Consider the following 25,997-nt stretch of genomic DNA (forward strand, 5'->3'; position numbering starts at 1 on the left):
CAGCCGCCTCACGCCATGCCCCGCAGCCGCTCGGCGAAGGCCAGCAGGGTGGCGTACTGCTCCGCGAGCGCGGCCGAGGTGCCGCCGTCCGGGTCCTTGAAGTAGAAGCCCAGCTCCGGGCGGGGGCCGCTGAGTCCCGCCTCGTGCGCGCGGGCCAGCAGCCGGGCCAGGTCCAGGACGAGCGGGGCGGCCAGGGCCGAGTCGCACCCCTGCCAGATGGTCTGGAGGATCATCCGGGAGCCGAGGAAGCCGTCGAAGGCGATGTGGTCCCAGGCCGTCTTCCACTCGCCCATCGCGGGGACGTCGTCGATGTGGACCTCGCCCTCGGGGGCGGTGCCGAAGGTGTCGGTGAGGACGCGCTCCTTTCCCGCGTTCTTGGCGGCGGCCGCGGCCGGGTCGGCCAGGGCTGCCCCGTCCCCGCCGCCCAGCAGGTTCGACCCGGACCAGGCCCGTACGGGCAGGGCGCGCTGGAGGAACATCGGGGCGAGCACGGAGCGGAGCAGCGTCTGGCCGGTCTTGCCGTCGCGTCCCGCGTGGGGAAGTCCGCAGGCGGCGACATCGTCGGCCAGCTCGGGGGCGCGCAGGCCCGTGGAGGGGGTGAAGTTGACGTAGGAGCAGCCGGCCCGGAGGGCGGCGGCCGCGTAGAGGGAGCTGGCGGGGAGCCCGGGGTCGTCGGGTCCGGGGGCGGGTTCGGTGGAGGCGACGTTGACGACGACGGTGCGGGCCAGGTCGTGGCGGTGGGCGAAGTCGGTGAGGTCGGCGGCGAACGCGGCGATGAGCTGCTGGTCGGTGCGGGTGTCGCCGGGGAGCGGTCCGCCGGGGCGGATCTCGGCGTCGGCGGCGTCGAGTTCGGACCGTACGGCGGTGGGGAGGCGGTGGGGCAGTACGCCGGCTTCGGCCAGCGCCTCGGCCCGTTTGGTGAGGGGGCAGTCCAGGGTGTCGTGGCCGCCGAAGACCAGGGAGGTCAGGGGCGGCAGCCCGGTGTCGGCGAAGGGGGGCGTCTCGGTGACCATGCCGGTGGGCGGGTGGAGGCCCGCCGCGATGGCCGCGCACCCCGCGGTGGCGGTCGTGGCGACGGAGCCGCGTGCTCCGATGAACCAGACGCCCGTCCGGTGGCCCGGGCTGTCGGCTCCACGGTGTGAACTCTCCGTGGGCGTAAGGCCTTCACGAGCGGCGTGTGCGGTCACGGGCTGCCTCCCTGGGGGATGAGGGGGTGGAAGACGGCGGGCGGGGGAAGGTCGGGGTGCTCCCCCGCCCGTCGTCGGCAGAGGCGGCCGCCCTACGTCGAGGGCAGCTCCTTCAGTTGGATGTTGCGGAAGGACACCTGGTCGTCGGCTCCGTGGTTCTGGAGGCCGATGTAGCCGTCCTTCAGGCTGCGGGCCGGGTCGGTGTTGGTGAAGTCGTTGATCTTCGCTCCGTTGAGGAAGATCTGCAGACGTTCGCCCTGGACCTTGATCTCGTAGCTGTTCCACTGGCCCGGGGGCCGCAGGACGCGGTCACGGGCCTTGATGTTCGCGGACTTGAAGCCGTAGACGGCTCCTGTGGTGCGGTCGGCGGCATCGGTGGCGTCGATCTGGATCTCGTAGCCGTTGTTCACCGCCGACCAGGGGTCGTCGGACTCCGGGAAGCCCACGAAGACACCGGAGTTGTCGTCGCCGGCCATCTTCCAGTCGAGCTTGAGCGAGTACGCCTTCAGCTCCTTGGCCTGGTAGTAGAGGAGGCCCATGCCGCCCTCGGAGTGCAGGGCGCCGTCACTGACGGTGAACTTGCCGGGGCCCGCCTGCTTCCAGCCTTCCAGCGTCTTGCCGTTGAAGAGGGGCCGGTAGTCCTTGCCGGGCTTGCAGTCGGCCTTCACCTGGCCGGTGGCGTAGCGCAGTCCGCCCGACAGGTGCTGGCGGAAGGCCGGTTCGGCGTAGGACTCCTTGGTGTGGCCGAGGCCGGTGTAGAAGGAGCGGCCGCCCTGGTAGGTCTGGCACCAGGAGATCGGGTGGTCCCCCTTCATGTTGCCGCCGGTGTAGGTGGTCTCGTCGAGGGTCGCCAACACCTTTGCCTGGCCACGGGGGTTGGTGCGGTAGTTGTACCACTCGTCGGTGCGCTCCCACTCCTCGTCCAGGTGCGCGGTGGCCGGATGGTCGTGGTCCTCGACGCGGACGGTGGCGGACTGGATCTGCGGGTGGGAGTCGAAGTAGGCGCCGACGAGGCCGCCGTAGAACTCCCAGTCGTACTCGGTGTCGGCGGCCGCGTGGATGCCGACGTAACCGCCGCCGGTGGCCACGTAGTTCTCGAAGGCCTTCTGCTGATCGGCGTTGAGAACGTCACCGGTGGTGGAGAGGAAGGCGACGGCGTCGTAGCGGGCGAGGTTGCTGGTGGTGAACTGGGCGGCGGACTCGGTGGAGTCGACCGTGATGTTGGTGTCCTTGCCGATCTCCTTCAGCGCGGCGATGCCGGCCGGGATGGAGTCATGGCGGAATCCGGCGGTCTTGGAGAAGACCAGGACGCGCTTGGCGGTCTTGTCGACCGGGGTGTTGGAGAGTTCGAAGTCGTCGATGTCGTAGAGGGCTCCGTCGCCGCCCTTGAAGACGAGGAAGAGTTCGGTCTGCTTCTTCGGTGCTCCGCGCAGCGGGATGTCGATGTCCTGGAAGGTGTCCCAGCTGCCGGTCACCGGGACCGGGCCGGAGCCGAGGATCTTGCCGGTGGGCGATCCGGTGCGGACTTCGAGGAAGCCGCCCGAACCGGCCGACGAGATACGGGCGGTGAGCTTGGTGGTGCCCGCCAGGACGTAGGTCTTGAAGGAGATCCAGTCGTCGTTGTGGATGTCCCCGACGGTCTTGCCGCCGTGGGCGCTCGCCTTGCTCGGTGTGGTGACGCCGGAGGAGTTGTCGAAGTGCTCGGCCTGCCGGTGCCGGGGCTGGAGGCGCGCCTGGTCCCTGCCGGTCAGCTTGGCCTGGCCGCCACCGCCGTTGTCGGTGTAGGTGGCCGAAATGCCGCCGTAGATATTGGCGTTGGGGTCGTGGCCGCCTTCCATGGCGGTCTTGATGGTGCCTTCGCAGCCGTGCTCGGTGGTGATGTCGTGGCCGTGGCTGTCGTGGCCCAGGGTGAACTTGACCTCGACCTTCGTGCAGTCGATGGTCCCGTCCTCGGGGTCGCTGACGTTCACCTTGAAGGGGACGGAGTCACCGAACTCGAAGAGCTGGCCGTCCTCGGGGAGCACCAGCTCCACGGTCGGGGCGGTGTTGCCGACGGTGATGTGGACGCTGGCCGAGCCGGTGCGGCCGGTCGGGTCCTCGGCGGTGACGGTCGCCACGTACGTACCGTTCTTCTTGTACGTGTACGTGGGGTCGGCGGCCGTGGAGGTGCCGCCGTCACCGAAGTCCCAGGAGTACGTGAGCGGGTCGCCGTCGCCGTCGGAGGTGCCGGCGGAGGAGAACTTCACCTTCAGGGGCGCGGTGCCGGAGGTCTTGTTCGCCGAGGCCTCCGCGATGGGCGAGCGGCCTCCGGTGGCGTTCTCGATGCGGTAGAGCGCGGAGTTCTCGTCGCCGCCGAACCAGGCGAGTCCGTAGTCCAGGACGTACAGCGCCCCGTCGGGGCCGAAGGCCATGTCCATGATCTGGGTGCCGGACCACGGCACGTCGTTGATCGACTGGACCGTACCGTCGGCGTCCTGCTCGATGCGCTTGATCCAGCGGCGGCCGAACTCTCCGGCGAAGAAGTCGCCGTCGTACGCCTCGGGGAACTTGACCGGCGAGTCGAGGTCGGCGTCGTAGCGGTAGACCGGTCCGCCCATCGGGGACTCGGAGCCGGAGCCGAACTCGGGCAGCGAACCGCCGTCGTACGGGATCCAGGCGGCCTCGGCGGGCGGCAGGTCGACGAGGCCGGTGTTGTGCGGCGACTCGTTCTTGAGGTTGGCGCAGTCGAAGGCGGCGCCGGAGACCTTGGTGGCGAAGTCGTAGTCGATGTACGGCTCGTTGTCACCGACGCAGTACGGCCAGCCGAAGTTGCCGGCCTTCGTCACCCGGGCGAACTCGACCTTGCCGGACGGGCCGCGCTTGGCGTCGGCGGCGCCCGCGTCGGGGCCGTAGTCACCGACGTACAGGACGCCGGTGGCCTGGTCGACGGAGAAGCGGAACGGGTTGCGGAAGCCCATCGCGTAGATCTCGGGGCGGGTCTTCTCCGTGCCGGGCTCGAAGAGGTTGCCCTCGGGGATGGTGTACGAGCCGTCCTCGGCCACCTTGATGCGCAGGATCTTGCCGCGCAGGTCGTTGGTGTTGCCGGAGGTGCGCTGGGCGTCGAACGCCGGGTTGCGGTCGGGGCGTTCGTCGATCGGGGTGAAGCCGTCGGAGGCGAAGGGATTGGTGTCGTCGCCGGTCGAGAGGTAGAGGTTGCCGTCCTTGTCGAAGTCGATGTCACCGCCGACGTGGCAGCAGATGCCGCGCGAGGTGGGGACGTCGAGGACCTTCTTCTCGCTGGCGGTGTCGAGCGTGCCGTCCTCGTCGAGCACGAAGCGGGAGAGCCGGTTGACGCCTTCGAATTTCGCGAAGTCGGCGGCGGTGCCGGTCTCCGGTGCGTCGCCGGGCGGGGTGTCCAACGGAGGTGCGTAGAAGAGGTAGATGGCCCGGTTCTCGGCGAAGTCGGGGTCGACGCCGACGCCTTGCAGGCCTTCCTCGTCGTGCGTGTACACGGGGAGGGTGCCGGAGATCCTGGTGTTGCCGGCGCTGTCGGTGATCCGCAGCTCGCCGCCGCGCGAGGTGTGGAGGACGCTGCGGTCGGGGAGGACGGCGAGCGACATGGGCTCGCCGGTCTCCTCCACGCCCTTGGCGAGGGTGACCTGCTGGAAGTCCTCCGCCACGGGCGCGTCGTGGCCCGGGTGGCCGGGGTGGGCGGTGGCGCCGGGGGCGGAGCCGAGGGTCAGGGTCGCGGCGGCGAGCAGGCCGCCGGTGAAGAGCGCGAGCGTTTTGCGGACGCGGGTCCGGGCCAGGAGCCGCTTTCTGGTTCTGTGCACGTGGTCCTCCGGAGAGTGCCGGTTGTACGGGCGGATGTAGCCGTGCCGTGCCGCGCGGGGACTGCCGCGCGTGCGTCACCGGGGACGGGAGTGACCCCGGTGACGCGAGTCATGTCGTGTACACGCTGAGGACGGTAGACCTGTTCGTCCGGGACGGAAAGCCCTTGTGCAAGGGTTGGGCCGAACTTCTGCTTCCGTCAGGACAAAGGGGATTCCGGGCAGGGCGGGGCAGCCCCGGGGCACCTCGTGGCGCCCCGGGGCCGCTCTGTCGCGGGCCTACTCGCCGCCGCCGAAGGCCGCGTCGAAGGAGGCCGTGGGCGGGTCGAAGTCGTACCGCTTCAGGCTGGCCAGCGCTTCCGGGGCGCCGGTCAGCCGGTCCATGCCCGCGTCCTCCCACTCGACCGAGACGGGCCCCTCGTAGCCGATGGACCGGAGCATCCGGAACACGTCCTCCCAGGGCACGTCGCCGTGCCCGGCGGAGACGAAGTCCCAGCCGCGCCGGGGGTCGCCCCACGGCAGATGCGAGCCGAGGCGCCCGTTGCGGCCGTCGAGCCGCTTGCGGGCCTCCTTGCAGTCCACGTGGTAGATCCGGTCCCGGAAGTCGTAGAGGAAGCCCACCGGGTCCAGGTCCTGCCAGACGAAGTGGCTCGGGTCGAAGTTCAGCCCGAACGCGGGCCGGTGGTCGACCGCTTCGAGGGCGCGCTTGGTGGTCCAGTAGTCGTACGCGATCTCGCTCGGGTGCACCTCGTGGGCGAAGCGCACCCCCTCCGCGTCGAAGACGTCCAGGACCGGGTTCCAGCGCTCCGCGAAGTCCTCGTAGCCGCGCTCGATCATGTGCGGCGGGACCGGCGGGAACATCGCGACCAGGTGCCAGATCGAGGAGCCGGTGAACCCGACGACGGTGTCGAGCCCGAAGGCGGCGGCCGCCCGCGCGGTGTCCGCGATCTCGGCGGCGGCACGCTGCCGTACGCCTTCGGCCTCCCCGTCGCCCCAGATGCGGGCGGGCAGGATGCCCTGGTGGCGTTCGTCGATCGGATGGTCGCAGACGGCCTGGCCCACCAGGTGGTTGGAGATGGCGAAGCACTTCAGGCCGTACCTGTCGAGCAGTTGGTGCCTGCTCTTCAGATAGCCGGGGTCCGCGAGCGCCTTGTCGACCTCGAAGTGATCGCCCCAGCAGGCGAGTTCGAGCCCGTCGTAACCGAAGTCGCGGGCGTGCTTGCAGACCTCCTCCAGCGGGAGGTCGGCCCACTGGCCGGTGAAGAGGGTGAAGGGGCGGGGCATGGGCGGGAACCTCCTAGGAGGGGACGGCGGTGTGTACGGAGTTCTTGGCGGCGCTCTCCTCGACGGCGGCGAGCACCCGCTGCACCTGGAGGCCGTCCGCGAACGAGGGCCGGGGCTCGGTGCCTTCGGCGATCGTGCGGATCACGTCACGGGCCTGGTGGACGAAGGTGTGCTCGTAGCCGAGGCCGTGGCCCGGCGGCCACCAGGCCTCCAGGTAGGGGTGTTCGGGCTCGGTGACCAGGATGCGGCGGAAGCCGGAGGTGGCGGCGGGCTCGGTGTGGTCGTGGAAGGACAGCTCGTTGAGCCGCTCCAGGTCGAAGGCGAGCGAGCCCAGCTCCCCGTTGATCTCCAGCCGCAGCGCGTTCTTGCGGCCGGCCGCCATCCGGGTCGCCTCGAAGGAAGCGAGCGCCCCGGAGGCGAGGCGACCGGTGAACAACGCGGCGTCGTCCACGGTCACTTCGCCCAGCCCAGCCGTGTCCGCGCTACCGGAGAGCCCCGCCGACGCTCCGGCGAGCAGGGGCCGCTCCCGTACGAAGGTCTCGGACACGGCGGAGACCCCCGTCAGCAGCTCCCCCGCCAGGTACTGGGCGAGGTCGACGATGTGCGCCCCCAGGTCTCCCAGCGCGCCCGAGCCCGCGTGCTCGCGCTTGAGCCGCCAGGTGAGCGGGGAGGCCGGGTCGACCAGCCAGTCCTGCAGGTAGCTTGCGCGTACGTGGCGCAGGGTGCCGAGGCGGCCCTCCGCGATGAGCTGCCGGGCGTACGTGATGGCGGGCACCTTGCGGTAGTTGAAGCCCACCATCGCCACCTGGCCCCGGGCCCTCGCCGCCTCGGCGGCCCGGACCATGGCTTCCGCCTCGGCCACCGTGTTGGCGAGCGGCTTCTCGCACAGCACGTGCTTGCCCGCCTCCAGGGCGGCGATGGCGATCTCCGCATGGCTGTCGCCCGGGGTGCAGATGTCGACCAGCTGCACATCGTCCCGGGCGATCAGCGCCCGCCAGTCGGTCTCGGCGGCCGCCCAGCCGTGCCGGGCGGCCGCGGCGTCGACCCTCGCCCGGTCGCGCCCGCAGATCGCGGCGAGAGCGGGGCGCACCGGCAGGTCGAAGACGTGTCCGGCGGTGCGCCACCCCTGGGAGTGGGCGGCGCCCATGAACGCGTAGCCGACCATGCCGACCCCGAGCGTCCCGCGCGCCTGCTCCGGTGGCGGCGCCGGTGTCCCGGTCTGCGCTTCCGTCCCCTGCTCTTGACTACGGGCCATGCGGACTTCCTCCTCGTCGGTGTGCGGTAACGGGCCGGGGGACGCGCTCGCCACGCCCCCCGGAGTCCCGGTCAGTTGAAGCCCGTCGGCAGGTACTGGTCGATGTTGTCCTTCGTCACCACCGCCGAGTACAGGGTCAGGGAGGTCGGGATCTCCATCTCGGAGAGGCCGCCGATGCCCTTGCCCTGGCCGAGCGCCCGGGCCAGGTCGATGGCGGACGCGGCCATCGTCGGCGGGTAGAGGACGGTCGCCTTGAGGACCGAGTTGTCGGCCTTGATGGCGTCCATCGCGGACTTGGCACCGGCGCCGCCGACCATGATGAACTCGTCGCGGCCCGCCTGCTGGATGGCGCGGAGCGCGCCCACGCCCTGGTCGTCGTCGTGGTTCCACAGGGCGTCGAACTGCTTCTGCGCCTGGAGGAGCTGGGCCATCTTCGCCTGGCCCGACTCCACGGTGAAGTCGGCCGCCTGACGGGCCACCAGCTTGATGTTGGGGTAGTTCTTCAGCGCGTCCTTGAACCCCTGGCTGCGCTGCTTGGTCAGCTCCAGGTTGTCGATCCCGGCCAGCTCGACGACCTTGGCGTCCGCCTTGTCCTTGAGCTGTTCGCCGATGTAGTGACCTGCGTTGAGCCCCATGCCGTAGTTGTCGCCGCCGACCCAGCAGCGGTACGCCTGCGGGGAGGCGAAGATCCGGTCCAGGTTGACGACGGGGATGCCCGCCTTCATCGCCTCCAGGCCGACCTGGGTGAGCGCCTTGCCGTCGGCGGGGAGGATGACCAGGACGTCGACCTTCTTGTTGATGAGGGTCTTGACCTGGCCGATCTGGGCGGCGGTGTCGTTGGAGCCCTCGGTGATCTCCAGCGTCACCTCGGAGTACTTCTCCGCCCGGGACTTGGCGTTGACATTGATGGCGTTGAGCCAGCCGTGGTCGGCCTGCGGTCCGGCGAAGCCGATGGTGACGGGCTTGCCCGGCTTGTCGTCGGCGGCGGGCTGGCTGTTGCCGGCGGGCTGGGCGCTCTTGGGCTCGTTGCTGGTGCAGGCGGTCAGGAGCGCGCCCGCGGAGAGGGCGGTGGCTCCGAACAGCAGCCCTCTGCGGCTGGTCTCTGGCATGGCGGTGGAACCCTTCATCCGGTGGGTGACGTACGAAGTGCGGCTCTCGGTAAGGCGGTCGGTCAGGTGTCGGCGCCGCGCAGCGTGCGGCGCTGGACCAGGACGGCGGCGACGATGATGGCGCCCTTGGCGATCTGCTGGACGTCGCTCTGGAGGTTGTTGAGCGCGAAGATGTTGGTGATGGTGGTGAAGATCAGGACGCCGAGGACCGAGCCGACGATGGTGCCGCGCCCGCCGCTGAGCAGGGTGCCGCCGATGATGGCGGCGGCGATGGCGTCGAGTTCGTACAGGTTGCCGTTGGTGTTCTGGCCGGAGCCGGAGAGCACGATCAGCATGAAGGCGGCGATGCCGCAGCAGAGCCCGGAGAGGACGTAGAGGTAGAGGCGCTGGCGGCGGACGTCGATCCCGGCGAGCCGGGCCGCCTCGGCGTTGCCGCCGACGGCGACCGTGCGGCGGCCGAAGGTGGTGCGGTTGAGGATCAGCCAGCCGATGACGGTGACGGCGGCGAACATGATGACCAGCGGCGGGACGCCCAGGATGTAGGAGTCCGGCAGTCCCAGGCTCAGGACCGAATCGACGGTGACGATCTGGGTCTTGCCGTCGGTGATCATGAGAGCGAGGCCGCGCGCCGAGGCGAGCATGGCGAGCGTCGCGATGAACGGGACCATCCCGCCGTACGCGATGAGGACGCCGTTCACCAGTCCGGCGGCGACGCCGACGATCACGGCGGTGAAGGCGATGCCCGCGAAGCCGTACTCCTGGGTGGCCAGGGTGGTCGCCCAGACCGAGGCGAGGGCGACCATCGCGCCGACGGAGAGGTCGATGCCGCCGCTGGTGATGACGAAGGTCATGCCGACGGTGACGACCCCGATGACCGAGGCCTGCGTCAGGATCAGCTGGAGGTTGCCAGTGTCCAGGAACGCGTCGGGCTCGGTGATGCCGCCGACCAGGACCAGGGCGGCGAGGACGCCGAGCAGGGACAGGATCCGGACGTCGAGCCGCAGTCCGAGGCCGGGCCTTGCGCCACCGGTCTTCGCCGAGGGCGGGTCGGAGGGGCCGGTGAGGGCCCCCTTCTCCGGCCCGTTGTGCTGCGCCGACGGGGCGGGCTGTGTCATGGCGTCGGGCTCCCTTCCATCACGAGGTCGAGTACGCGGTGCTCGTCCAGCTCCTGGGCGGGGGCCGTGTGCACGACCTGGCCCTCCCGGAGCACCAGCACCCGGTCGGCGAGGCCCAGGACTTCGGGCACTTCGCTGGAGACGAGCAGGACGGCGAGGCCTTCGTCGGCCAGCCGGCGGATCACGGCGTACAGCTCGGCGCGGGCGCCGACGTCGACGCCCCGGGTGGGTTCGTCGAGCAGCAGCACCCGGCAGCCGCGCAGCAGCCAGCGGGCGAGGACGGCTTTCTGCTGGTTGCCGCCGGAGAGGGTGCGGATCAGGGCGTCCGGGATGTCCGGGCGCAGGGAGAGTTCACGGGTGGCCTCCCGCGCGGACCGCCGCTCGCCGCCCCGGTCGATCCAGCCCAGCCGGGCGAACCGGGAGAGGGAGGAGACGGAGACGTTGCGGGTGACGGACTCGGTCATCAGCAGGGCCTGGGCCTTGCGCTCCTCGGGGGCGAGCCCGATCCCGGCGGCGACGGCGGCCCGGACGCTGCCGGTGCGCAGTTGCCTGCCCGCGACGGTGACGGTGCCGGTGGTCGCCCTGCGGGCACCGTAGATCGTCTCCAGGATCTCGGAGCGGCCGGAGCCGACGAGACCGGCGAGGCCGACGATCTCGCCGGGCCGCAGTTCGAGGTCGACGGGCGCGAACTCCCCTGCACGGGAGAGCCCTTGGACTCGGAGGACGGGTTCGGCGGTGGGCGCGGCCGCCTCGTCCCGGCGCGGCGGGAAGACGTACTCGACATCGCGGCCGGTCATCATGGCAACGATGTCGCGCGTCGGCGTCTCGGCGGCGGGGAGCCCGACCGCGACCGCCCGGCCGTCCTTCAGCACGGTGACCCGGTCGCCGATGCGGCGGATCTCCTCCAGCCGGTGCGAGATGTAGACAACGGCGACCCCGTCGGCGGTGAGGCCGTCGACGATCCGGAAGAGGTTGTCGACCTCGTCGGGGTCGAGCGCGGCGGAGGGCTCGTCCATCACGATGAGGCGGACGTCGTGGGAGAGCGCCCGCGCCATGGAGACGATCTGCTGCTGGGCGGCGGAGAGCTGCCCGACGGGACGGGCGGGGTCGATCTCCGGGTGGCCGAGCCGGGCCAGCAGCGCCTTGGCGGCGAGGCGCCCCTCCCCCGTACGGACGATGAAGCCCGCGCTGGTCGGTTCGTGGCCGAGGAAGACGTTCTCCGCGACCGACAACCCCTCCACCAGGTCGAGTTCCTGGTAGATCGTGGCGATTCCCAGGCGCATGGCGGCGATCGGGGACTTGAACCGGACGGCTTCGCCGCGCCAGGTGATCTCACCGCCGTCGGGCTGGTGGGCCCCGGCGAGCACCTTGATCAGGGTGGACTTGCCCGCGCCGTTCTGACCGAGGAGACAGTGGACCTCGCCGGCCTGGACCTCCAGGTCGACGCCGTCCAGAGCGCGTACGCCGGGGAAGGACTTGGTGATGCCGGACATGGTGAGCAGGGGTGGTTCTGGTGCCATGACGAATCCCCTCGGCGGATGGGGTCTCCCCCGCACCCCGGCTGGTGCCGGGCGGGCGGGGAGGGGCCGGTGAGCGGGCGGGGCGCGCAGGGCAGGCGGTGCCGTGGAATCGGCGGCACTGCGAGCGGCTGCTGCTGACGGGGTACGTGACGCGTACCTGACCAGTGCGGTGGTGCGTACGGTGCTGGGTGCTGGGTGCGGGGTGCTGGGGGTGGCGCGGGGCGCCGGGGTGGTGCCTGGTGTGGTGCTGGGCGTGGAGTGCTCGGTGGGTCGGTGCCTGGTGTCATGCCGACGTGGGGCGCTCGGGTGGGGCGGTGCCTGGTGTGGTCAGGCCGGGGAGAAGAGGTGGTCGCTGATGAGGCGGGCCGCGCCGATCACTCCGGCGGTGGGGCCCAACTCACCCAGCACGATGGGGAGGTTGCCGGTGGCCAGGGGCAGGGACTGCCGGTAGACCTGGGTGCGGACACTGGCGAGGAGGTTGTGACCGAGGCCGGTGACCCCGCCGCCGATCACCACCAGACCGGGATTGAAGAAGCTGACCAGGCTCGCGATGACCTGGCCGAGCCGGTTGCCGCCTTCGCGGATCAGGTCGAGCGCCGCCGCGTCCCCGGCCGCCGCGGCGGCGGCCACATCGGCGGCGGTGAGGCGGCCTGCCGCCTCCAGCCGGGCGGCCAGCTCGGGCGAGCGGCCCTCACGGGCGGCGTCCTCCGCGTCGCGGGCCAGGGCGGCACCGCTGAAGTGGGCTTCCAGGCAGCCCTTGTTTCCGCAGGCGCAGGGACGGCCGTCCGGGTCCACCTGGATGTGCCCGATGTCCCCGGCGCTGCCCGTCGTCCCCCGGTAGACCTCACCGCCGACGACGATCCCGCAGCCGATCCCCGTACCGATCTTGACGCAGAGGAAGTCGCCCACGGAACGGGCGACGCCCGCGTGCTGCTCCCCCATCGCCATGAGGTTCACGTCGTTGTCGACCATGACCGGGCAGCCCAGATCCTGGCTGAGCGCCTCACGGACCGGGAACCCGTCCCAGCCGGGCATGATCGGCGGTGCGACCGGCACGCCCTCGGGGAAGCGGACGGGGCCGGGGACCCCGATGCCCGCGCCGTCGAACCCCTCGGCGAGGCCGGAGGCGCGGAGCTTGGCCGCCATCGCCAGGACCTGCTCGAAGACGGCGACGGGCCCCTCGCGTACGTCCATCGGCTGGTTGAGATGCCCCAGGACCTCCAACTCCGCGTTGGTGACGGCGACATCGATGGAGGTGGCCCCGATGTCGACCCCGAGGAACCGCAGCTCGGGGGCGAGCCGGATGTTGTGCGAGCGGCGCCCGCCACGGGATGCGGCGAGTCCGTCGGCCACCACGAGACCGGTCTCCAGCAGCCGGTCCACCTCGACGGCGAGCTTGGAGCGCGAGAGGTCGACCTGATCGCCCAGCTGGGCACGGGAGTTGGGGCCCCCGTCGCGCAGCAGTCGGAGCAGCCGCGCCTGATGCGCGTTCGCGGGTCGTGCCGTCATGCGTCTCACGCGTCCCTCCCCGCCACATCCGGCCAGTCCGTCGGGCTTTCGAGGGGAACGTAGCAGCGCTTTCCCGGAGTGGGAAGAAGTTGCGCAGGAATCCGCCCCAACTTTCTCCACACTCAGGACAAAGCTGGGGCGGGGGGCGGCCGGGGACACGCGAGGCGGAACGCTCAGGGACGGGGAGAGCGCTCAGGGATGCGCGCCGGGAGGGGTCAGGGACATGCGTCGGGAGCAATCAGGGGCAGGCGCCGGAGCGCTCAGGGGCAGCGGATGACCTGTCCGGCGTACGAGAGGTTCCCGCCGAAGCCGAAGAGCAGCACCGGCGCCCCGGCGGCGACCTCGCCACGCTCGACGAGCTTGGAGAGCGCCATCGGGATGGAGGCGGCGGAGGTGTTGCCGGAGTCGACCACGTCCCGCGCGACGACCGCGTTGACCGCGCCGATCTTCCGGGCCACCGGCTCGATGATCCGCAGGTTGGCCTGGTGCAGGACGACGGCGGCCAGCTCCTCCGGGGCCACCCCCGCCTTCTCGCAGACCTGGCGGGCGATGGGGGGCAGCTGGGTGGTGGCCCAGCGGTAGACGGACTGGCCCTCCTGCGCGAAGCGCGGCGGCGTCCCCTCGATCCGTACGGCGTTGCCCATCTCCGGCACCGACCCCCACAGCACCGGCCCGATCCCGGGGCCGCCGGGCGTGTCGGGGGCGGACGGGTCGGCGGTGACGACGGCGGCGCCCGCGCCGTCACCGAGCAGGACGCAGGTGGAGCGGTCGGTCCAGTCCGCGATGTCGCCCATCTTGTCGGCACCGATGACCAGTGCGCGGGTCGCCGCCCCGGCCCGGATCGTGTGGTCGGCCATGGCCAGGGCATGGGTGAAACCCGAACAGACGACGTTGATGTCCAGCACGGCCGGTGACCCCATGGAGAGCCGGGCCGCGACCCGGGCCGCCATGCTCGGCGAGCGGTCGATCGCGGTGGAGGTGGCCACCAGGACCAGATCGATGTCGGAGGGCTGGAGACCTGCCGAGGCCAGCGCCTTGGCACCGGCGTGCGCGGCCAGTTCGTCGACCGGCTCGTCGGGGCCGCCCACGTGCCGGGTCTTGATCCCGACCCGGCTCGTGATCCACTCGTCGCTCGTGTCGACCATGGCCGCCAGGTCGTCGTTGGTGAGCACCTTGGCGGGCTGGTAGTGGCCGAGCGCCACGACACGTGAGCCGGTCATACGGGTTCCCATCGTTGCGTAGGGCAGGAATCACCCAGTCTTGGTGGCTACCGCCCGGTACGGGGGCACGTGATCCCACAGGAATCCGGCCCGCGTGTTGGAGCATTGACAACAGTCCCGCGCCCGTGCTGGGAGACTTTCCCCTGTTACGGGAGGGGCGCGCCCCGGCCACGGGAAGGTTCGCGTTCCGGCCACGGCGGGATCCCGCCCCCGTCCTGCGACAGGGTGGTGCGTGTGCAGGACAATGGCGGGGCCGGGCTCGCCTCCACCCACGGCGGGAGCCCCGCGCACCGCATGGTCACCGACAGAATCGGGTTCAGCCTCATGGGACGGGTCACCGAGCGCCGCCGCACCCTCCGCATCCGGGACGGTGCCGTCTCCTCCCGCGCCGACACGCTCGTGGCGGAGGAGCCCCTGGAGATCCGGCTGAACGGGAAGCCGCTGGCCATCACCATGCGCACCCCCGGCGACGACTTCGCGCTGGCCGCCGGGTTCCTGGTCAGCGAGGGCGTGATCGCCCACGGGGACGAGTTGCAGTCGATCGTCTACTGCGCCGGGGCGACCGCCGACGGGGTGAACACCTACAACGTGGTGGACGTGAAGCTCGCCCCCGGTGTCGTCGTGCCCGACATCACGCTGGAGCGGAACGTCTACACCACCTCCTCGTGCGGCCTCTGCGGCAAGGCCAGCCTGGACGCGGTCCGGACGAGCACCCGCCACCCGGTCGCCGACGCTCCCCCGGTCCGCCTCACCCCCGAACTGCTCGCCGCCCTCCCGGACCGGCTGCGGGCCGCGCAGAAGGTGTTCGACCGGACCGGGGGACTGCACGCGGCGGCCCTCTTCTCCGAGGCGGGCGAGCTGCTCGACGTACGGGAGGACGTGGGGCGGCACAACGCGGTCGACAAGCTGGTGGGCCGGGCGCTGACGGACGGCCGGCTGCCGCTGTCGCGGGCGGTGCTGCTGGTCTCGGGGCGGGCCTCGTTCGAGCTGGCCCAGAAGGCGGTGATGGCCGGGATCCCGGTGCTCGCGGCGGTCTCGGCGCCCTCCTCGCTGGCGGTGGACCTGGCGGCGGAGAGCGGGCTGACGCTGGTGGGGTTCCTGCGGGGCGGGTCGATGAACGTGTACGCGGGCGAGCACCGGATCGCGCTGGAGGCGGAGGTCGGGCGGGGCTGAGGGGCCGCGCCCGGGGCGGAATCCGCCGACGGTCGGGCGCACCGGGCTCACTCCCCCGCGAACGACCGCCCTTCGGCCGCCAGCGCCTCGCGGAGCACCCCGATCGCCTTCGGGCCGACCCCGTGCAGTGCCAACACCTCCGCCGCCGTCACCTCGGTGAGCTGCGCGAGCCGGGTGTAACCCGCGTGCCGCAGAGCGCTGCGGGCCGGGTTGCCCGCGCCGTGCGGGAAGTCGTCCTCGGGTCCGGCGGGCGGGTCGGCCATGGTGGTCCTCCGTGTCGGCGGCGGTCAGCGGCTATGACGTCACCGTAGCCGCCGGGTCCGACACCGGCCCGGCACCGCTCTCGCCCTCCCCACGCTTACCGTCGCTCTCCTCGCGGTCACGCACCGGCTCCGGGTCGCGCGCACGGCGTTTGGCGATGACCGCGCAGACCATCAGCTGCATCTGGTGGAAGAGCATCAGCGGCAGGACGGCGAGGCTCGCGTGCGCCCCGAAGAGCACGCTCGCCATCGGCAGCCCCGCCGCCAGGCTCTTCTTCGACCCGGCGAACTGGATGGCGATCCGGTCCTCCCGGCCGAAGCCGAGCCGCCGCGCCCCGTACCAGGTCAGGGCGAGCATCACGGCCAGCAGGACCGCCTCGGCCGCGAGCAGGGCGCCGAGCCGGGCGGGGGTGATCCGGCTCCAGATGCCGGCGGCCATGCCCTCGCTGAACGCGGTGTAGACGACCAGCAGGATCGAGCCGCGGTCCACCAGCCCCAGCACCTTCTTGTGCCGGGTGAGGGAACCTCCGACCCAGCGGCGCAGGAACTGCCCCGCGAGGAACGGCACGAGCAGCTGGACCAGGATCTTCAGCAGCGAGTCGGCCGAGAACCCGCCGCCCGTGGAGCCGAGCAGGAGCGCGGCGAGCAGCGGGGTGAGAAAGATCCCGGTGAGGCTGGAGAAGGACCCGGCGCAGATCGCGGCGGGCACATTGCCCCGGGCGATCGAGGTGAAGGCGATCGAGGACTGGATCGTCGACGGTACGAGACAGAGGAAGAGGAAGCCCGCCTGGAGTTCGGGCGTCAGCACGTACGGCACCAGTCCCTTGCTGGCCAGGCCCAGCACCGGGAAGACCAGGAACGTGCAGGCCAGGACGGCGAGGTGGAGCCGCCAGTGCTTCAGCCCGTCGAGCGCCTCGGCCGTGGAGAGCCTGGCCCCGTAGAGAAAGAAGAGCAGGGCGACCGCCCCGGTGGAGGCCCCGCCCGCCACCTCGGCCGCGGTGCCGCGCGCGGGCAGCAGGGCGGCGAGGACGACCGTGCCGACGAGCGCCAGGATGTACGCGTCGACCGGCAGCCAGGACGGCAGGGTGAGGGCGCGGCGGCGGGTCATGGGCTCCTGCGGCTTCTTTGCGGTGTCTGCGGGTATCTGCGGGTGATCAACGACTGGGACTTCTCGGGGGCGTCAGCGACCGGTGGCTCCGTCGGCCGCCCTGGCTCGGCCGACCGCTGGGCTCGGCCAGCCGCGGTAGCTCGTCGGCCGCTGGGGCTTCTCGAGTCCGGCGGCGACTTCGGACCACCTGTCGCGCCCACCATCCTGCCCCGCTCCCGGCGATCGGGAATCCCTCATACCGCTCTGACTGTCATCACGTAACGCGATAAACGGCGACGGCGCCGCTAGCGTGGGCCCGTGGACACCTCGTACGACCCCGCCCAGCTCCGTACCTTCCTCGCCGTCGCCCAGACCCTGAGCTTCACCCAGGCCGCCCGCCGACTCGCGATCCGGCAGTCCACGGTCAGCCAGCATGTGCGGCGGCTGGAGGAGGCGGCCGGGCGGCAGCTGTTCGCCCGGGACACCCACCGGGTCGACCTGACCGAGGACGGCGAGGCCATGCTCGGCTTCGCGCGGACGATCCTGCGGGCGCACGAGCGCGCCGCGGCCTTCTTCGCGGGCACCCGGCTGCGCGGCCGACTCCGCTTCGGGGCCTCCGAGGACTTCGTGCTGACCCGGCTGCCGGAGATCCTGGAGTCCTTCCGGCGCGACCACCCGGAAGTCGAACTGGAACTCACCGTGGAGCTGTCCGGAACCCTGCACCGGCAGCTGGAGGCGGGCCGGCTCGACCTGGTGCTGGCCAAGCGGAGGACCGGGGACAGCCATGGCGAGCTGGTCTGGCAGGACGCGCTGGACTGGATCGGCGCCCCGCAGCTGCGGATCGACCCGGAACGCCCGGTACCGCTCATCGTCTTCCCGCCGCCCGGCATCACCCGGGCCCGGGCCCTGGAGGTGCTGGAGGAGCACGGGCGGTCCTGGCGGATCGCCTGTACGAGCACGAGCCTGAGCGCCCTGGTCGCGGCGGCGCGGGCAGGGCTCGGCGTGATGGTGCACTCGCGGGGCTGATCCCGCCGGGACTCGTACCGGTTCCGGCCAGGGCGGGGCTGCCGGAGCCGGGCGGCGTGGACTTCGTCCTGCTCCACGGGGACCGGCGGGGCGCGGCCCAGGAGGCGGCGGACGCGCTGGCCGGGGCGATCCTGGCGGGCGGTGACCGGCTGCACCGGGGGCTCGGCGGCCGGGAATGATATCCGCAGGCAAGGACAGGCCGGGAGTGACATCCGGGGGCAAGGACCGGCCGGGAGTGACGCCCAGGGGCACGGACGGAGTGCCGCCGGGAGTCGGATTCGGTGGAGATTTGGCCGCCAGCCGCTTACGCCGCCGTCAGAAGTGCGCCCGAGCCTTGCCCATCTGGCCGGATTTCGACGGTTGACCTCGGTGAATGCCACGTTTTACACGGGGTTCGGCCACTCCCGCCGGGCCCCCGCTTGGGGTAGCGTCGCGGCGCTGTGCGGAGCGCCCGGAGGAGCAGGTCATTGCGTGCATTCACGGTCCCACCCCTGGCCGCCGCGCCTCTGGTAGGCGGTCTGGCCGATGCGGTCTTCGACCACGCGGAGGACGATCCGCAGCGGGTCGCGTTCGGTCGCAAGGACGCGGGCGGACAGTGGCGGGACGTGACGTCGGAGGCGTTCCGCGACGAGGTGCTGGCCCTGGCCAAGGGGCTGATCGCCCATGGGGTCCGGTTCGGTGACCGGGTCGCGCTCATGTCCCGTACCCGCTACGAGTGGACGCTCTTCGACTTCGCGCTCTGGTCGGTGGGCGCCCAGTCGGTGCCGGTATACCCGACCTCCTCCGCCGAGCAGGTCCTCTGGATGCTGCACGACGCCGAAGTGGTGGCGGTGATGGTCGAGCACGAGGACCACGCGATGACCGTGGGCTCGGTGATCGACCGGCTGCCGCGGCTGAAGCGGCTGTGGCAGCTCGACGCGGGTGCTGTGGACGAGCTGTTCGACGCGGGCGCGGCGGTCGACGACGAGGTGGTGCACCGGCACCGGCGGGCGGTGACGCCCGAGTCCGTGGCGACGGTGATCTACACCTCGGGCACGACGGGCCGCCCCAAGGGGTGCGTGATCACGCACGCGGGCTTCATGTTCGAGAGCGACACGATGGCCGCCCGCTGGGAGCCGGTCTTCCACTCCCGGCCCGGCGACGAGGCCGCCACACTGCTCTTCCTCCCGCTGGCGCACGTCTTCGGCCGGATGGTGGAGGTCGCTGCGGTACGCGGACGGGTCCGGCTCGGCCACCAGCCGGAGCTGTCGGCGAACGCGCTGATGCCGGACCTGATGACGTTCCGGCCCACCTTCATCCTGGCGGTGCCGTACATCTTCGAGAAGGTCTTCAACGGTGCCCGGCGCAAGGCCGAGGCGGAGGGCAGGGCCGGGCCGTTCGACAAGGCCGTGGACATCGCGGTGAAGTACGCGGAGGCGCTGGAGCTGAAGGCGTTCGGCCTCGGTCCCGGGCCGTCGGCCGGGCTGCGGGTGCAGCACCAGTTCTTCGACAAGGTCGTCTACAAGAAGGTCCGCGACGCGATGGGCGGCCGGGTGCGGCACGCGATGTCGGGCGGCTCGGGCATGAACCGCCGGCTCGGCCTGTTCTTCGCGGGCGCCGGGGTGACCGTCTTCGAGGGGTACGGGCTGACCGAGTCGACCGCGGCCGCCACCGCCAACCCGCCCGAGCGCACCCGGTACGGCACGGTCGGGCAGCCCATCCCGGGCACGTCGGTGCACATCGCGGACGACGGCGAGGTGTGGCTGCACGGCCCGAACGTCTTCTCCGGCTATCTGAACAGTCCGGCGGCGACCCGGGCCACGCTCCAGGACGGCTGGCTGGCCACCGGGGACCTGGGGTCGCTGGACGAGGACGGCTACCTCACGATCACCGGGCGGAAGAAGGAGATCCTGGTGACGTCGGGCGGCAAGAGCGTCTCCCCGGCCGGCCTGGAGGAGCGCGTACGGGCGCACCCCCTGGTCGCCCAGTGCATCGTCGTCGGCAACGACCGCCCGTACATCGCGGCCCTCGTCACCCTCGACCAGGAGGCCGTGGACCACTGGCTCGCCATGCAGGGCCGCCCCCCGCTCCCGCCCGCCGACCTGGTGCGCGACCCGGACCTGGAGATGGAGGTCCGCCGGGCGGTGGTGGCCGCCAACACGGCGGTGTCGCAGGCCGAGTCCATCCGTACGTTCCGGATCCTGGCCCATCCGTTCACCGAGGAGCTGGGGCTGCTGACCCCCTCGCTCAAGCTGAAGCGCAAAGCGATCGAGGCGGCGTACGCGGTCGAGGTCGACGCGCTCTACCACTGATGGCAGGCACGCTCCACCACTGTCGGCGGACGCGCTCCACCACCGACGGCGCGCCCCTTCCAGAACCGTTCCGGACCATTCCGGATCATGGAACGGGAATGCCTCGGCGCACCCGCTCGTTGTCGTACGGAGTACCCAAACCGCCGACGTAAGGATCGACCGCTCGTGAGCCAGGTCCCCTCCATCACCCTCAACAACGGCCTCGACATGCCGCAGCTCGGTTTCGGTGTCTGGCAGGTGCCGGACGACGAGGCGGCGAAGGCGGTCGCGAAGGCCATCGAGTCCGGGTACCGGTCCATCGACACCGCCGCGATCTACGAGAACGAGACGGGCACCGGCAAGGCCGTCGCCGCCTCCGGTGTCGCCCGCGACGAGCTGTTCATCACCACGAAGCTGTGGAACAGCGAGCAGGGTTACGACAGCACGCTGCGCGCCTTCGACGCCTCGCTCGACAAGCTCGGCCTGGACTACGTCGACCTGTATCTGATCCACTGGCCGGTCCCGGCCAAGGACGCCTACACCGACACGTACCGCGCGTTCGAGAAGATCTACGCCGACGGCCGCGCCAAGGCCATCGGTGTGTCGAACTTCCAGCCCGAGCACCTCAAGCGGCTGCTGGACGAGACCTCCGTGGTCCCCGTCCTCAACCAGATCGAGCTGCACCCGCAGTTCCAGCAGGCCGAGGCGCGCGCCTTCCACGCCGAGCACTCCATCGCCACCGAGGCGTGGTCGCCGCTGGGCCAGGGCAAGGGCCTCCTGGAGGTGCCGACGGTCGTCGCCATCGCCCGGAAGCACGGCCGTACGCCGGCCCAGGTCGTCCTGCGCTGGCATCTGCAGACCGGGAACATCGTGATCCCGAAGTCCGTGACCCCGTCGCGGATCGAGGAGAACATCGACGTGTTCGGCTTCGAGCTGGACGCCGACGACCTCGCCGCCTTCGCGGCCCTGGACGAGGGCAAGCGCCTCGGCCCGGACCCGGCGGAGTTCAACGCCGGCGCCTGAGCACCAGGTGCCCCCGGCGCCCCCACCGTTGCGGCGGTGGGGGCGCCGTCGTCGGTCCACAGCCCCACCGTCGGCCCCGCATCGGCCCCACCTCCCGGGAGTGAACAGAGCATGAGCAGCGATCCGGCGCCTGTCGTCGAGGCGGGCACGTACCGCCTGCGCAATGTCGGCAGCGGCCTGGTGCTGGAGGTGTACGGCGCGGCCAAGGGCAGCGGTGCCCGGGTGCAGCAGGGCCGGGAGGAGGACGGGGCCGCGGCCCACCAGCGGTGGCAGCTGTCCCCGGTCCACGAGGGCGCGTCCCTCTACCACCTGGTCAACGCGCACAGCGGCAAGCGGCTGGACGTCGCGAACGCCGACACGGAGAACGGTGTCCGCATCCAGCAGTGGAAGGCCAACAACTTCGGCGCCCAGGAGTGGCTGATCGAGCAGCATCCGGAGGCTCCGGGGACGGTGACGCTGGTGAGCTTCATCAGCGGGCTCGTCATGGAGGTAGCGGACGGCTCCACCGAGGAGGGCGGGACGGTCCAGCAGTGGGAGGACACCGACTCCCCCTTCCAGTGGTGGCGGCTGGAGCCGGTGTCGTCCTGACCGGCCCCCGCGAGGAGCTCAGTCGCGGCGGCCGAGGTGGACCGTACGGGCGGTGAGCAGATAGACGTCCGGCCGCTGGTGGACGCCTGCCGGGTCCTCGGGGTCCAGCAGCCGTTCCAGTACGGCGCGGTCCTCGGCGTCGAGGAGTTCGCCGAAGACCTCGTACTCCCGGGTCAGCTTGGTGATCACATGCTCACGGGCGGGCGCGGAGAGCGGGGCCGGGAGGTCGAGCAGGAAGCTGCGGGTGCCCTGCGGGGTCAGCCCGACCGCCGCGATCAGGGCGCCCCAGTCCTCCGTCTCCCGCTTGCTGTCCGGGAGTTCGGTCCGCATCCGGTCGAACCGGGCGGCGGAGGCCGCGTCCAGCCGGGCCTCCAGGCCGGGCCGTCCGATGCCGATGTCCCGGGGCAGCCGCCGGGTGGGCAGCCCGCCCTCCAGGAGGGCCACGGTCCCGCCGGGGCGCAGGAGTTCCGCGAATCCGGCGAGGGCGGCGCGCTGGTCGCCCATGTGGTGCAGGGAGTTGCCGGCCCAGATGAGGTCGGCCGCGCCCAACCGGCCCGCGTACTGCGGGAGTTCGGCCTCCACCGTACGGACCCGGTCGCTCACGCCGAGCCGCCGGGCGCGGTCCTCCGTCCGCTCCAGCAGGGCGGGCGTGGGGTCCACGGCGACGACCTCGGCCTCGGGGAACACCTCGGCCAGCAGGCAGGTGACGACACCCGGACCGCTGCCGATGTCCAGCACCCGGCGCACCTTCGGCGCGGTCGGCAGGGCGGCGATCCAGCGGGCGGCCTCCTCGTACGGGCCGCTGTTCAGCTCGGCCTCCTGCTCCAGCATCGGGCCCATGACGTCCCAGTCGAACTCCGTACCGGCGCCCGCGGCACCGGAGCCGTGCGCATGGGCGTGGGAGTGGCCGGGGCTGTGGGAAAGACCGGGGCTGTGGGAGTGGGTGTGCGGGTCCTGGTGGCCGTCTCCGGCGTGGCTGCTGCTCATGGCGCCACCCTCACCGGAGGTCAGCGCCCGGGCAAGTTCTGTTGCCGCTCCGGCAAGTTACCGCGGTACTCCTGCGGACTCACTCCCCGGACGCGCTTGAACGCCGTACTGAACGCGAACGGGGCGCTGTAGCCCACCTTCCGGCCCACGGCCTCGACCGTCGCATCGCTCTCCCGGAGCAGATCGGCGGCGAGCGCGAGCCGCCAGCCGGTGAGGTACGCCATCGGAGGCTCGCCCACCAGCTCGGTGAACCGGCGGGCGAGCCCGGCCCGCGACACCCCGGCCCGGGCAGCGAGCGAGGCGACGGTCCAGGGGTGCGCCGGGTCGTCCTGGAGCAGCCGGAGGGCCACCCCGACGACGGGGTCGCCCATCGCCCGGTACCAGGCGGGGGCCTCCGCTCCCGGCCGGGCGAACCAGCCGCGCAGCACGGCGATGAGCAGCAGGTCGAGCAGCCGGTCCAGCACCACGTGCTGCCCCGGTTCGTCCCTCGCGATCTCCGTGTCGAGCAGCCGCAGCAGCGGGCCGGTCCGGTCGGCGGCGGGAAGCCGGAGCAGCGGAGGCAGGGCGTCGAGCAGTCGGCGGCTGATCTCGCCGTCCATCAGATAGGTGCCGACGAGGACCGCCGTCGACCCCTGGGCCGCGTTGCCCCAGGTCCGTACCCCCAGCACCATCTCCTGGGAGAGCGGCTCCCCGTGCAGAGTTGTGCAGTGACCGCCGGGGCCGACCAGCGCGTGCGGCTCGGTGGTGGCCGCGTCCGCGACGGTGTACGGGTGGGGGCCCCGTACCACCGCGACCTCACCGGGCTCCAGCCGCACCGGCCCGGCCCCCTCGGAGGGGACGATCCACGCCGCGCCCCGGGTCACCGACATCAGGCAGATCGGGGCGTGGTCCGCGACCCGCACCGCCCAGGGCGGCTCCATCACCATGCGCAGGAGAAAGGCGCCCCGGGCCCGTGGTCCGTCCAGGAGTCCGGCGAGAGGGTCCATGGCCGACAGCGTAGACGCGGACGGAGGGAGCTGAGCGTCTCGGCCATGTCCCCGGCGCCCGCCGCCCGGAAGCCTGGAGCCATGACGGAGAACGCGAGGAGAACGTCGTATACGAAGCGGTCCGAGGACGCGCGGAGAGGGGTGGAGGCCATGGGAACGGTTCTGGTGACGAGCGGCACCGGCAAGACCGGCCGCCGGGTGGCGGAGCGGCTGACGGAACAGGGGGTGCCGGTCCGGGCCGGTTCACGGAACGCGTCGCCGACGGGCGTGGCGGCGGGCGGCAAGAGCGGTGGGGTGCGCTTCGACTGGGCGGACCCGTCGGGGTGGGCGGTCGCGCTGGACGGTACGGAGGCCGCCTATGTGGCGTACCCCCCGGATCTGGCGGTGCCCGGCGCGGCGGAGGCGATGGCGGAGTTCGGGCGGCTCGCGGCACAGGCCGGGGTGCGCCGGGTGGTGCTCCTGTCGGGGCGCGGCGAGGCGCGGGCGGCCCTCGCGGAGGAGGCGCTGCGGGGTGCGGCCGGGGGCGTCGGGCCGACCGTCGTGCGGTCGGCGTTCTTCGCGCAGAACTTCAGCGAGGGGGCCCTGCTGGACAGCGTGCTCGGGGGTGAGCTGGTCTTCCCGGCCGGGTCGGCGGCGGAGCCGTTCGTGGACCTGGACGATGTGGCCGATGTGGTGGTGGCCGCGCTGACCGGGGAGGGGCACGCGGGGGCGGTCTACGAGCTGACGGGGCCCCGGAGCCTGACGTTCCGGGAGGCGGCGGAGGAGTTGGGGCGGGCGGCCGGGCGGCCGGTGCGGTACGTGCCGGTGAGCGCGGCGGCGTACGCGGAGGTGCTGGAGGGGTTCGGGGTGTCCGGCCCCGAGGCGGGGTTCCTGGCCGAGTTGTTCGCGACGCTGCTCGACGGCCACAACTCCGCCACCACCGACGGTGTGCGGCGGGTGCTGGGGCGGGAGGCGAAGGACTTCACCGCGTTCGCCCGTGAGGCCGCCCGGGGCGGCGCCTGGCACGCCCCTGTGCACCGGGCCGCGCGCGGCTGAACTGGAGCGGAGCCCTCCGGCACGCCCTCCGGCACCTGCGGGTCGGGGGGTACACCGTCGGTACACCCCGGAAACATTGCTTCGACAGAAGCATGACCGACATATTGCCGGGGCGGGCCGGTGGCCATAACTTGCCATTATGGAGCTGGAGTTGCGCCATCTCAGAACCGTCCGTGCCATCGCCGACACCGGCAGCCTCACCAAGGCGGCCGCCACGCTGGGCCTCGCCCAGCCCGCTCTCAGCGCCCAGTTGCGGCGGATCGAGAAGGCCCTGGGCGGCACGCTCTTCGAGCGTGACCACACGGGGGCCCGCGCCACTCCGCTCGGCGAACTGGTGCTGGAGCGGGCCCGTGTGGTGCTGCCCGCGGTGAGCGAACTCCAGGCGGAGGCGGTGCGGTTCGCCAACGCCACCGGGCCGCTGGAGCGGTTCCGGCTCGGCGGTACGCACGGCCCGCTGCTCGGTGGCCTGGTCGACCGGATCGCCACGGCGAACCCGGCCGCGCCGGTCTCGACGTACACCTCGTGGTCGGTGGACGAGATCGCCGCCCTGACCATCGACGGGCGCCTGGACTTCGCGCTGATCGGCACGTGCGGCGAGAGCCCGCCTCCGCTGGCCGAGCGGCTGGTCTGGGAGGTGGTGGGGGTGGACCCGGTCTTCGTGATGCTGCCGGAGGACCACCCGCTGGCCGGGGAGAAGGAGCTGGAACTCGCCGCGCTGGCGGACCAGTGCTGGGCGGACGTTCCCGGCGACGGCTGTTTCGCGGACTGTTTCGCCACGGCCTGCGCCCGGGCGGGGTTCACCCCGGTGTCGGTCTACGAGACGGACACCTCGTCCGTCGTCCATCTGGTGCAGGTCGGGCGGGCGATCGGGCTCTGCCGGGCCACGTTCCCGCCGGTCCCCGGCCTGGTGACCCGGCCGCTCGCCGGTGCGCCGCTCAGCTGGCGCCATCTGCTGGGCTGGCACCCGCACTCCCCCGCCGCGGACGCCGCGGCGGCGGCGGTGGCGGGCCAGACCCGCACGGCGTACGCGGAAGCCGTGTCGCGCAGCCCCAGCTACGCGCAGTGGCTGGCGGAGAACCCGCGCTTCGGGCTGGTCAGCTGAGGTCCGGGAACGCCGGGCTCCGACGAACACGTAAGCCTCCCTGTCCCCGCCCCGTCCCCGTACGCCTGCGCGTCACACCGCTCCGTGGTCCGGTGCGGCCGCCGCGACCCGGGTGGCCAGCCCGAGGTCCTTCTCGGTGACCGCGCCGCCCGCGTCGTGCGTATGGACGGACAGAGCGACCGTGTTGTAGCCGAGCGTCAGCTCGGAGTGGTGGTTCAGCTCCTCCTGGATCCGCGCGATGTGCATGGTCAGCGCGGCGGCGGCGAGATGCGAGGGCAGCCGGTAGGTCCGGGTGATCCGGTCGCCCTCCAGCGCCCAGCCGGGCAGCGATTCCAGCCGGTGTTCGGTCTCGGTCCTCGACAGCGGTTCGGCGGACATGGAGCGGCTCCCACGGGTCTCGGATGTCGGCGGTCCCGGATGCCGGTATGCGACCGGTCGTCCGACGCTACGGT

The 25,997-nt window shown here is 72.0% G+C and carries 20 protein-coding genes and 1 pseudogene; 7 read left to right on the top strand and 14 right to left on the bottom strand.

Going from position 1 to position 25,997, the window contains the following annotated elements; genetic code table 11:
* Positions 1 to 8 precede the first annotated feature (8 nt).
* The 9 genes from DJ476_RS03645 to DJ476_RS03685 form a co-directional block, all read right to left on the bottom strand.
* The gene (locus DJ476_RS03645) at positions 9 to 1,187 is read right to left on the bottom strand and encodes an inositol-3-phosphate synthase (protein WP_367812493.1); all 1,179 of its coding nucleotides are present in this window, start codon (positions 1,185 to 1,187) and stop codon (positions 9 to 11) included.
* Between the two features lie 92 nt (positions 1,188 to 1,279).
* Positions 1,280 to 4,999, bottom strand: a complete 3,720-nt coding sequence (locus DJ476_RS03650) for a ThuA domain-containing protein (protein ID WP_112489816.1) — start codon at positions 4,997 to 4,999, stop codon at positions 1,280 to 1,282.
* A gap of 276 nt (positions 5,000 to 5,275) precedes the next feature.
* Entirely contained in the window at positions 5,276 to 6,280 is a 1,005-nt protein-coding gene (locus DJ476_RS03655; protein WP_112489817.1) for a sugar phosphate isomerase/epimerase family protein, read from the bottom strand.
* Between the two features lie 13 nt (positions 6,281 to 6,293).
* Positions 6,294 to 7,445, bottom strand: a complete 1,152-nt coding sequence (locus tag DJ476_RS03660) for a Gfo/Idh/MocA family protein (protein ID WP_208853570.1) — start codon at positions 7,443 to 7,445, stop codon at positions 6,294 to 6,296.
* Positions 7,446 to 7,606: 161 nt separating this feature from the next.
* Positions 7,607 to 8,644 carry a substrate-binding domain-containing protein gene (locus tag DJ476_RS03665; protein WP_103419318.1) on the bottom strand — a complete coding sequence of 346 codons (1,038 nt, stop codon included), beginning with the start codon at positions 8,642 to 8,644 and terminating at the stop codon, positions 7,607 to 7,609.
* Between the two features lie 62 nt (positions 8,645 to 8,706).
* Positions 8,707 to 9,759, bottom strand: coding sequence for an ABC transporter permease (locus DJ476_RS03670; protein ID WP_112489819.1), 1,053 nt, complete (start codon positions 9,757 to 9,759; stop codon positions 8,707 to 8,709).
* A complete protein-coding gene (locus DJ476_RS03675; RefSeq protein WP_112489820.1) occupies positions 9,756 to 11,279 on the bottom strand; it encodes a sugar ABC transporter ATP-binding protein in 1,524 nt (507 codons plus the stop codon). Before DJ476_RS03675 ends, DJ476_RS03670 begins: the two co-directional genes overlap by 4 nt.
* A gap of 327 nt (positions 11,280 to 11,606) precedes the next feature.
* Positions 11,607 to 12,788, bottom strand: coding sequence for an ROK family transcriptional regulator (locus DJ476_RS03680; protein WP_018491889.1), 1,182 nt, complete (start codon positions 12,786 to 12,788; stop codon positions 11,607 to 11,609).
* A gap of 260 nt (positions 12,789 to 13,048) precedes the next feature.
* Positions 13,049 to 14,008 (bottom strand): beta-ketoacyl-ACP synthase III, encoded by a 960-nt coding sequence (locus DJ476_RS03685; RefSeq protein WP_053558496.1) that lies wholly within the window; start codon positions 14,006 to 14,008, stop codon positions 13,049 to 13,051.
* A gap of 324 nt (positions 14,009 to 14,332) precedes the next feature.
* Between DJ476_RS03685 and fdhD the strand changes: the two genes are divergently transcribed.
* The gene (gene fdhD / locus DJ476_RS03690) at positions 14,333 to 15,181 is read left to right on the top strand and encodes a formate dehydrogenase accessory sulfurtransferase FdhD (RefSeq protein ID WP_112492428.1); all 849 of its coding nucleotides are present in this window, start codon (positions 14,333 to 14,335) and stop codon (positions 15,179 to 15,181) included.
* Positions 15,182 to 15,228: 47 nt separating this feature from the next.
* Here fdhD and DJ476_RS03695 read toward each other — a convergent pair whose 3' ends face one another.
* Both DJ476_RS03695 and DJ476_RS03700 read right to left on the bottom strand, forming a co-directional pair.
* Positions 15,229 to 15,444: a helix-hairpin-helix domain-containing protein gene (locus DJ476_RS03695; RefSeq protein WP_103419290.1), complete on the bottom strand. Its 216-nt coding sequence runs from the start codon at positions 15,442 to 15,444 to the stop codon at positions 15,229 to 15,231.
* A 31-nt stretch (positions 15,445 to 15,475) separates the two neighbouring features.
* Entirely contained in the window at positions 15,476 to 16,549 is a 1,074-nt protein-coding gene (locus DJ476_RS03700; RefSeq protein WP_112489821.1) for a bile acid:sodium symporter family protein, read from the bottom strand.
* Between the two features lie 297 nt (positions 16,550 to 16,846).
* Here DJ476_RS03700 and DJ476_RS03705 point away from each other — a divergent pair.
* The 4 genes and pseudogenes from DJ476_RS03705 (at position 16,847) to DJ476_RS03720 (ending at position 21,435) form a co-directional block, all read left to right on the top strand.
* Positions 16,847 to 17,733, top strand: a pseudogene (locus DJ476_RS03705) (LysR substrate-binding domain-containing protein).
* A 312-nt stretch (positions 17,734 to 18,045) separates the two neighbouring features.
* Positions 18,046 to 19,845, top strand: coding sequence for an AMP-dependent synthetase/ligase (locus tag DJ476_RS03710; RefSeq protein ID WP_103419316.1), 1,800 nt, complete (start codon positions 18,046 to 18,048; stop codon positions 19,843 to 19,845).
* Between the two features lie 165 nt (positions 19,846 to 20,010).
* Positions 20,011 to 20,847 carry an aldo/keto reductase gene (locus DJ476_RS03715; RefSeq protein WP_070201089.1) on the top strand — a complete coding sequence of 279 codons (837 nt, stop codon included), beginning with the start codon at positions 20,011 to 20,013 and terminating at the stop codon, positions 20,845 to 20,847.
* A 111-nt stretch (positions 20,848 to 20,958) separates the two neighbouring features.
* A complete protein-coding gene (locus DJ476_RS03720) occupies positions 20,959 to 21,435 on the top strand; it encodes an RICIN domain-containing protein (protein ID WP_070201088.1) in 477 nt (158 codons plus the stop codon).
* Between the two features lie 18 nt (positions 21,436 to 21,453).
* On the opposite strand, the gene DJ476_RS03725 is transcribed toward DJ476_RS03720, so the two are convergent.
* On the bottom strand, positions 21,454 to 22,422 hold the full coding sequence (locus tag DJ476_RS03725) for a class I SAM-dependent methyltransferase (protein WP_112489822.1): 969 nt from the start codon (positions 22,420 to 22,422) through the stop codon (positions 21,454 to 21,456).
* 20 nt (positions 22,423 to 22,442) lie between these two features.
* On the bottom strand, positions 22,443 to 23,408 hold the full coding sequence (locus DJ476_RS03730) for an AraC family transcriptional regulator (RefSeq protein ID WP_103419285.1): 966 nt from the start codon (positions 23,406 to 23,408) through the stop codon (positions 22,443 to 22,445).
* A 150-nt stretch (positions 23,409 to 23,558) separates the two neighbouring features.
* Here DJ476_RS03730 and DJ476_RS03735 point away from each other — a divergent pair, with 150 nt between their 5' ends.
* Positions 23,559 to 24,443, top strand: coding sequence for an NAD(P)H-binding protein (locus tag DJ476_RS03735; protein ID WP_404827455.1), 885 nt, complete (start codon positions 23,559 to 23,561; stop codon positions 24,441 to 24,443).
* A 139-nt stretch (positions 24,444 to 24,582) separates the two neighbouring features.
* Positions 24,583 to 25,545: a LysR family transcriptional regulator gene (locus DJ476_RS03740; RefSeq protein WP_103419283.1), complete on the top strand. Its 963-nt coding sequence runs from the start codon at positions 24,583 to 24,585 to the stop codon at positions 25,543 to 25,545.
* Positions 25,546 to 25,617: 72 nt separating this feature from the next.
* On the opposite strand, the gene DJ476_RS03745 is transcribed toward DJ476_RS03740, so the two are convergent.
* On the bottom strand, positions 25,618 to 25,923 hold the full coding sequence (locus tag DJ476_RS03745; RefSeq protein ID WP_112489824.1) for a 4a-hydroxytetrahydrobiopterin dehydratase: 306 nt from the start codon (positions 25,921 to 25,923) through the stop codon (positions 25,618 to 25,620).
* Positions 25,924 to 25,997 lie beyond the last annotated feature (74 nt).

The organism is Streptomyces bacillaris, assembly GCF_003268675.1.
In the GTDB taxonomy this organism is placed as follows: domain Bacteria; phylum Actinomycetota; class Actinomycetes; order Streptomycetales; family Streptomycetaceae; genus Streptomyces; species Streptomyces bacillaris.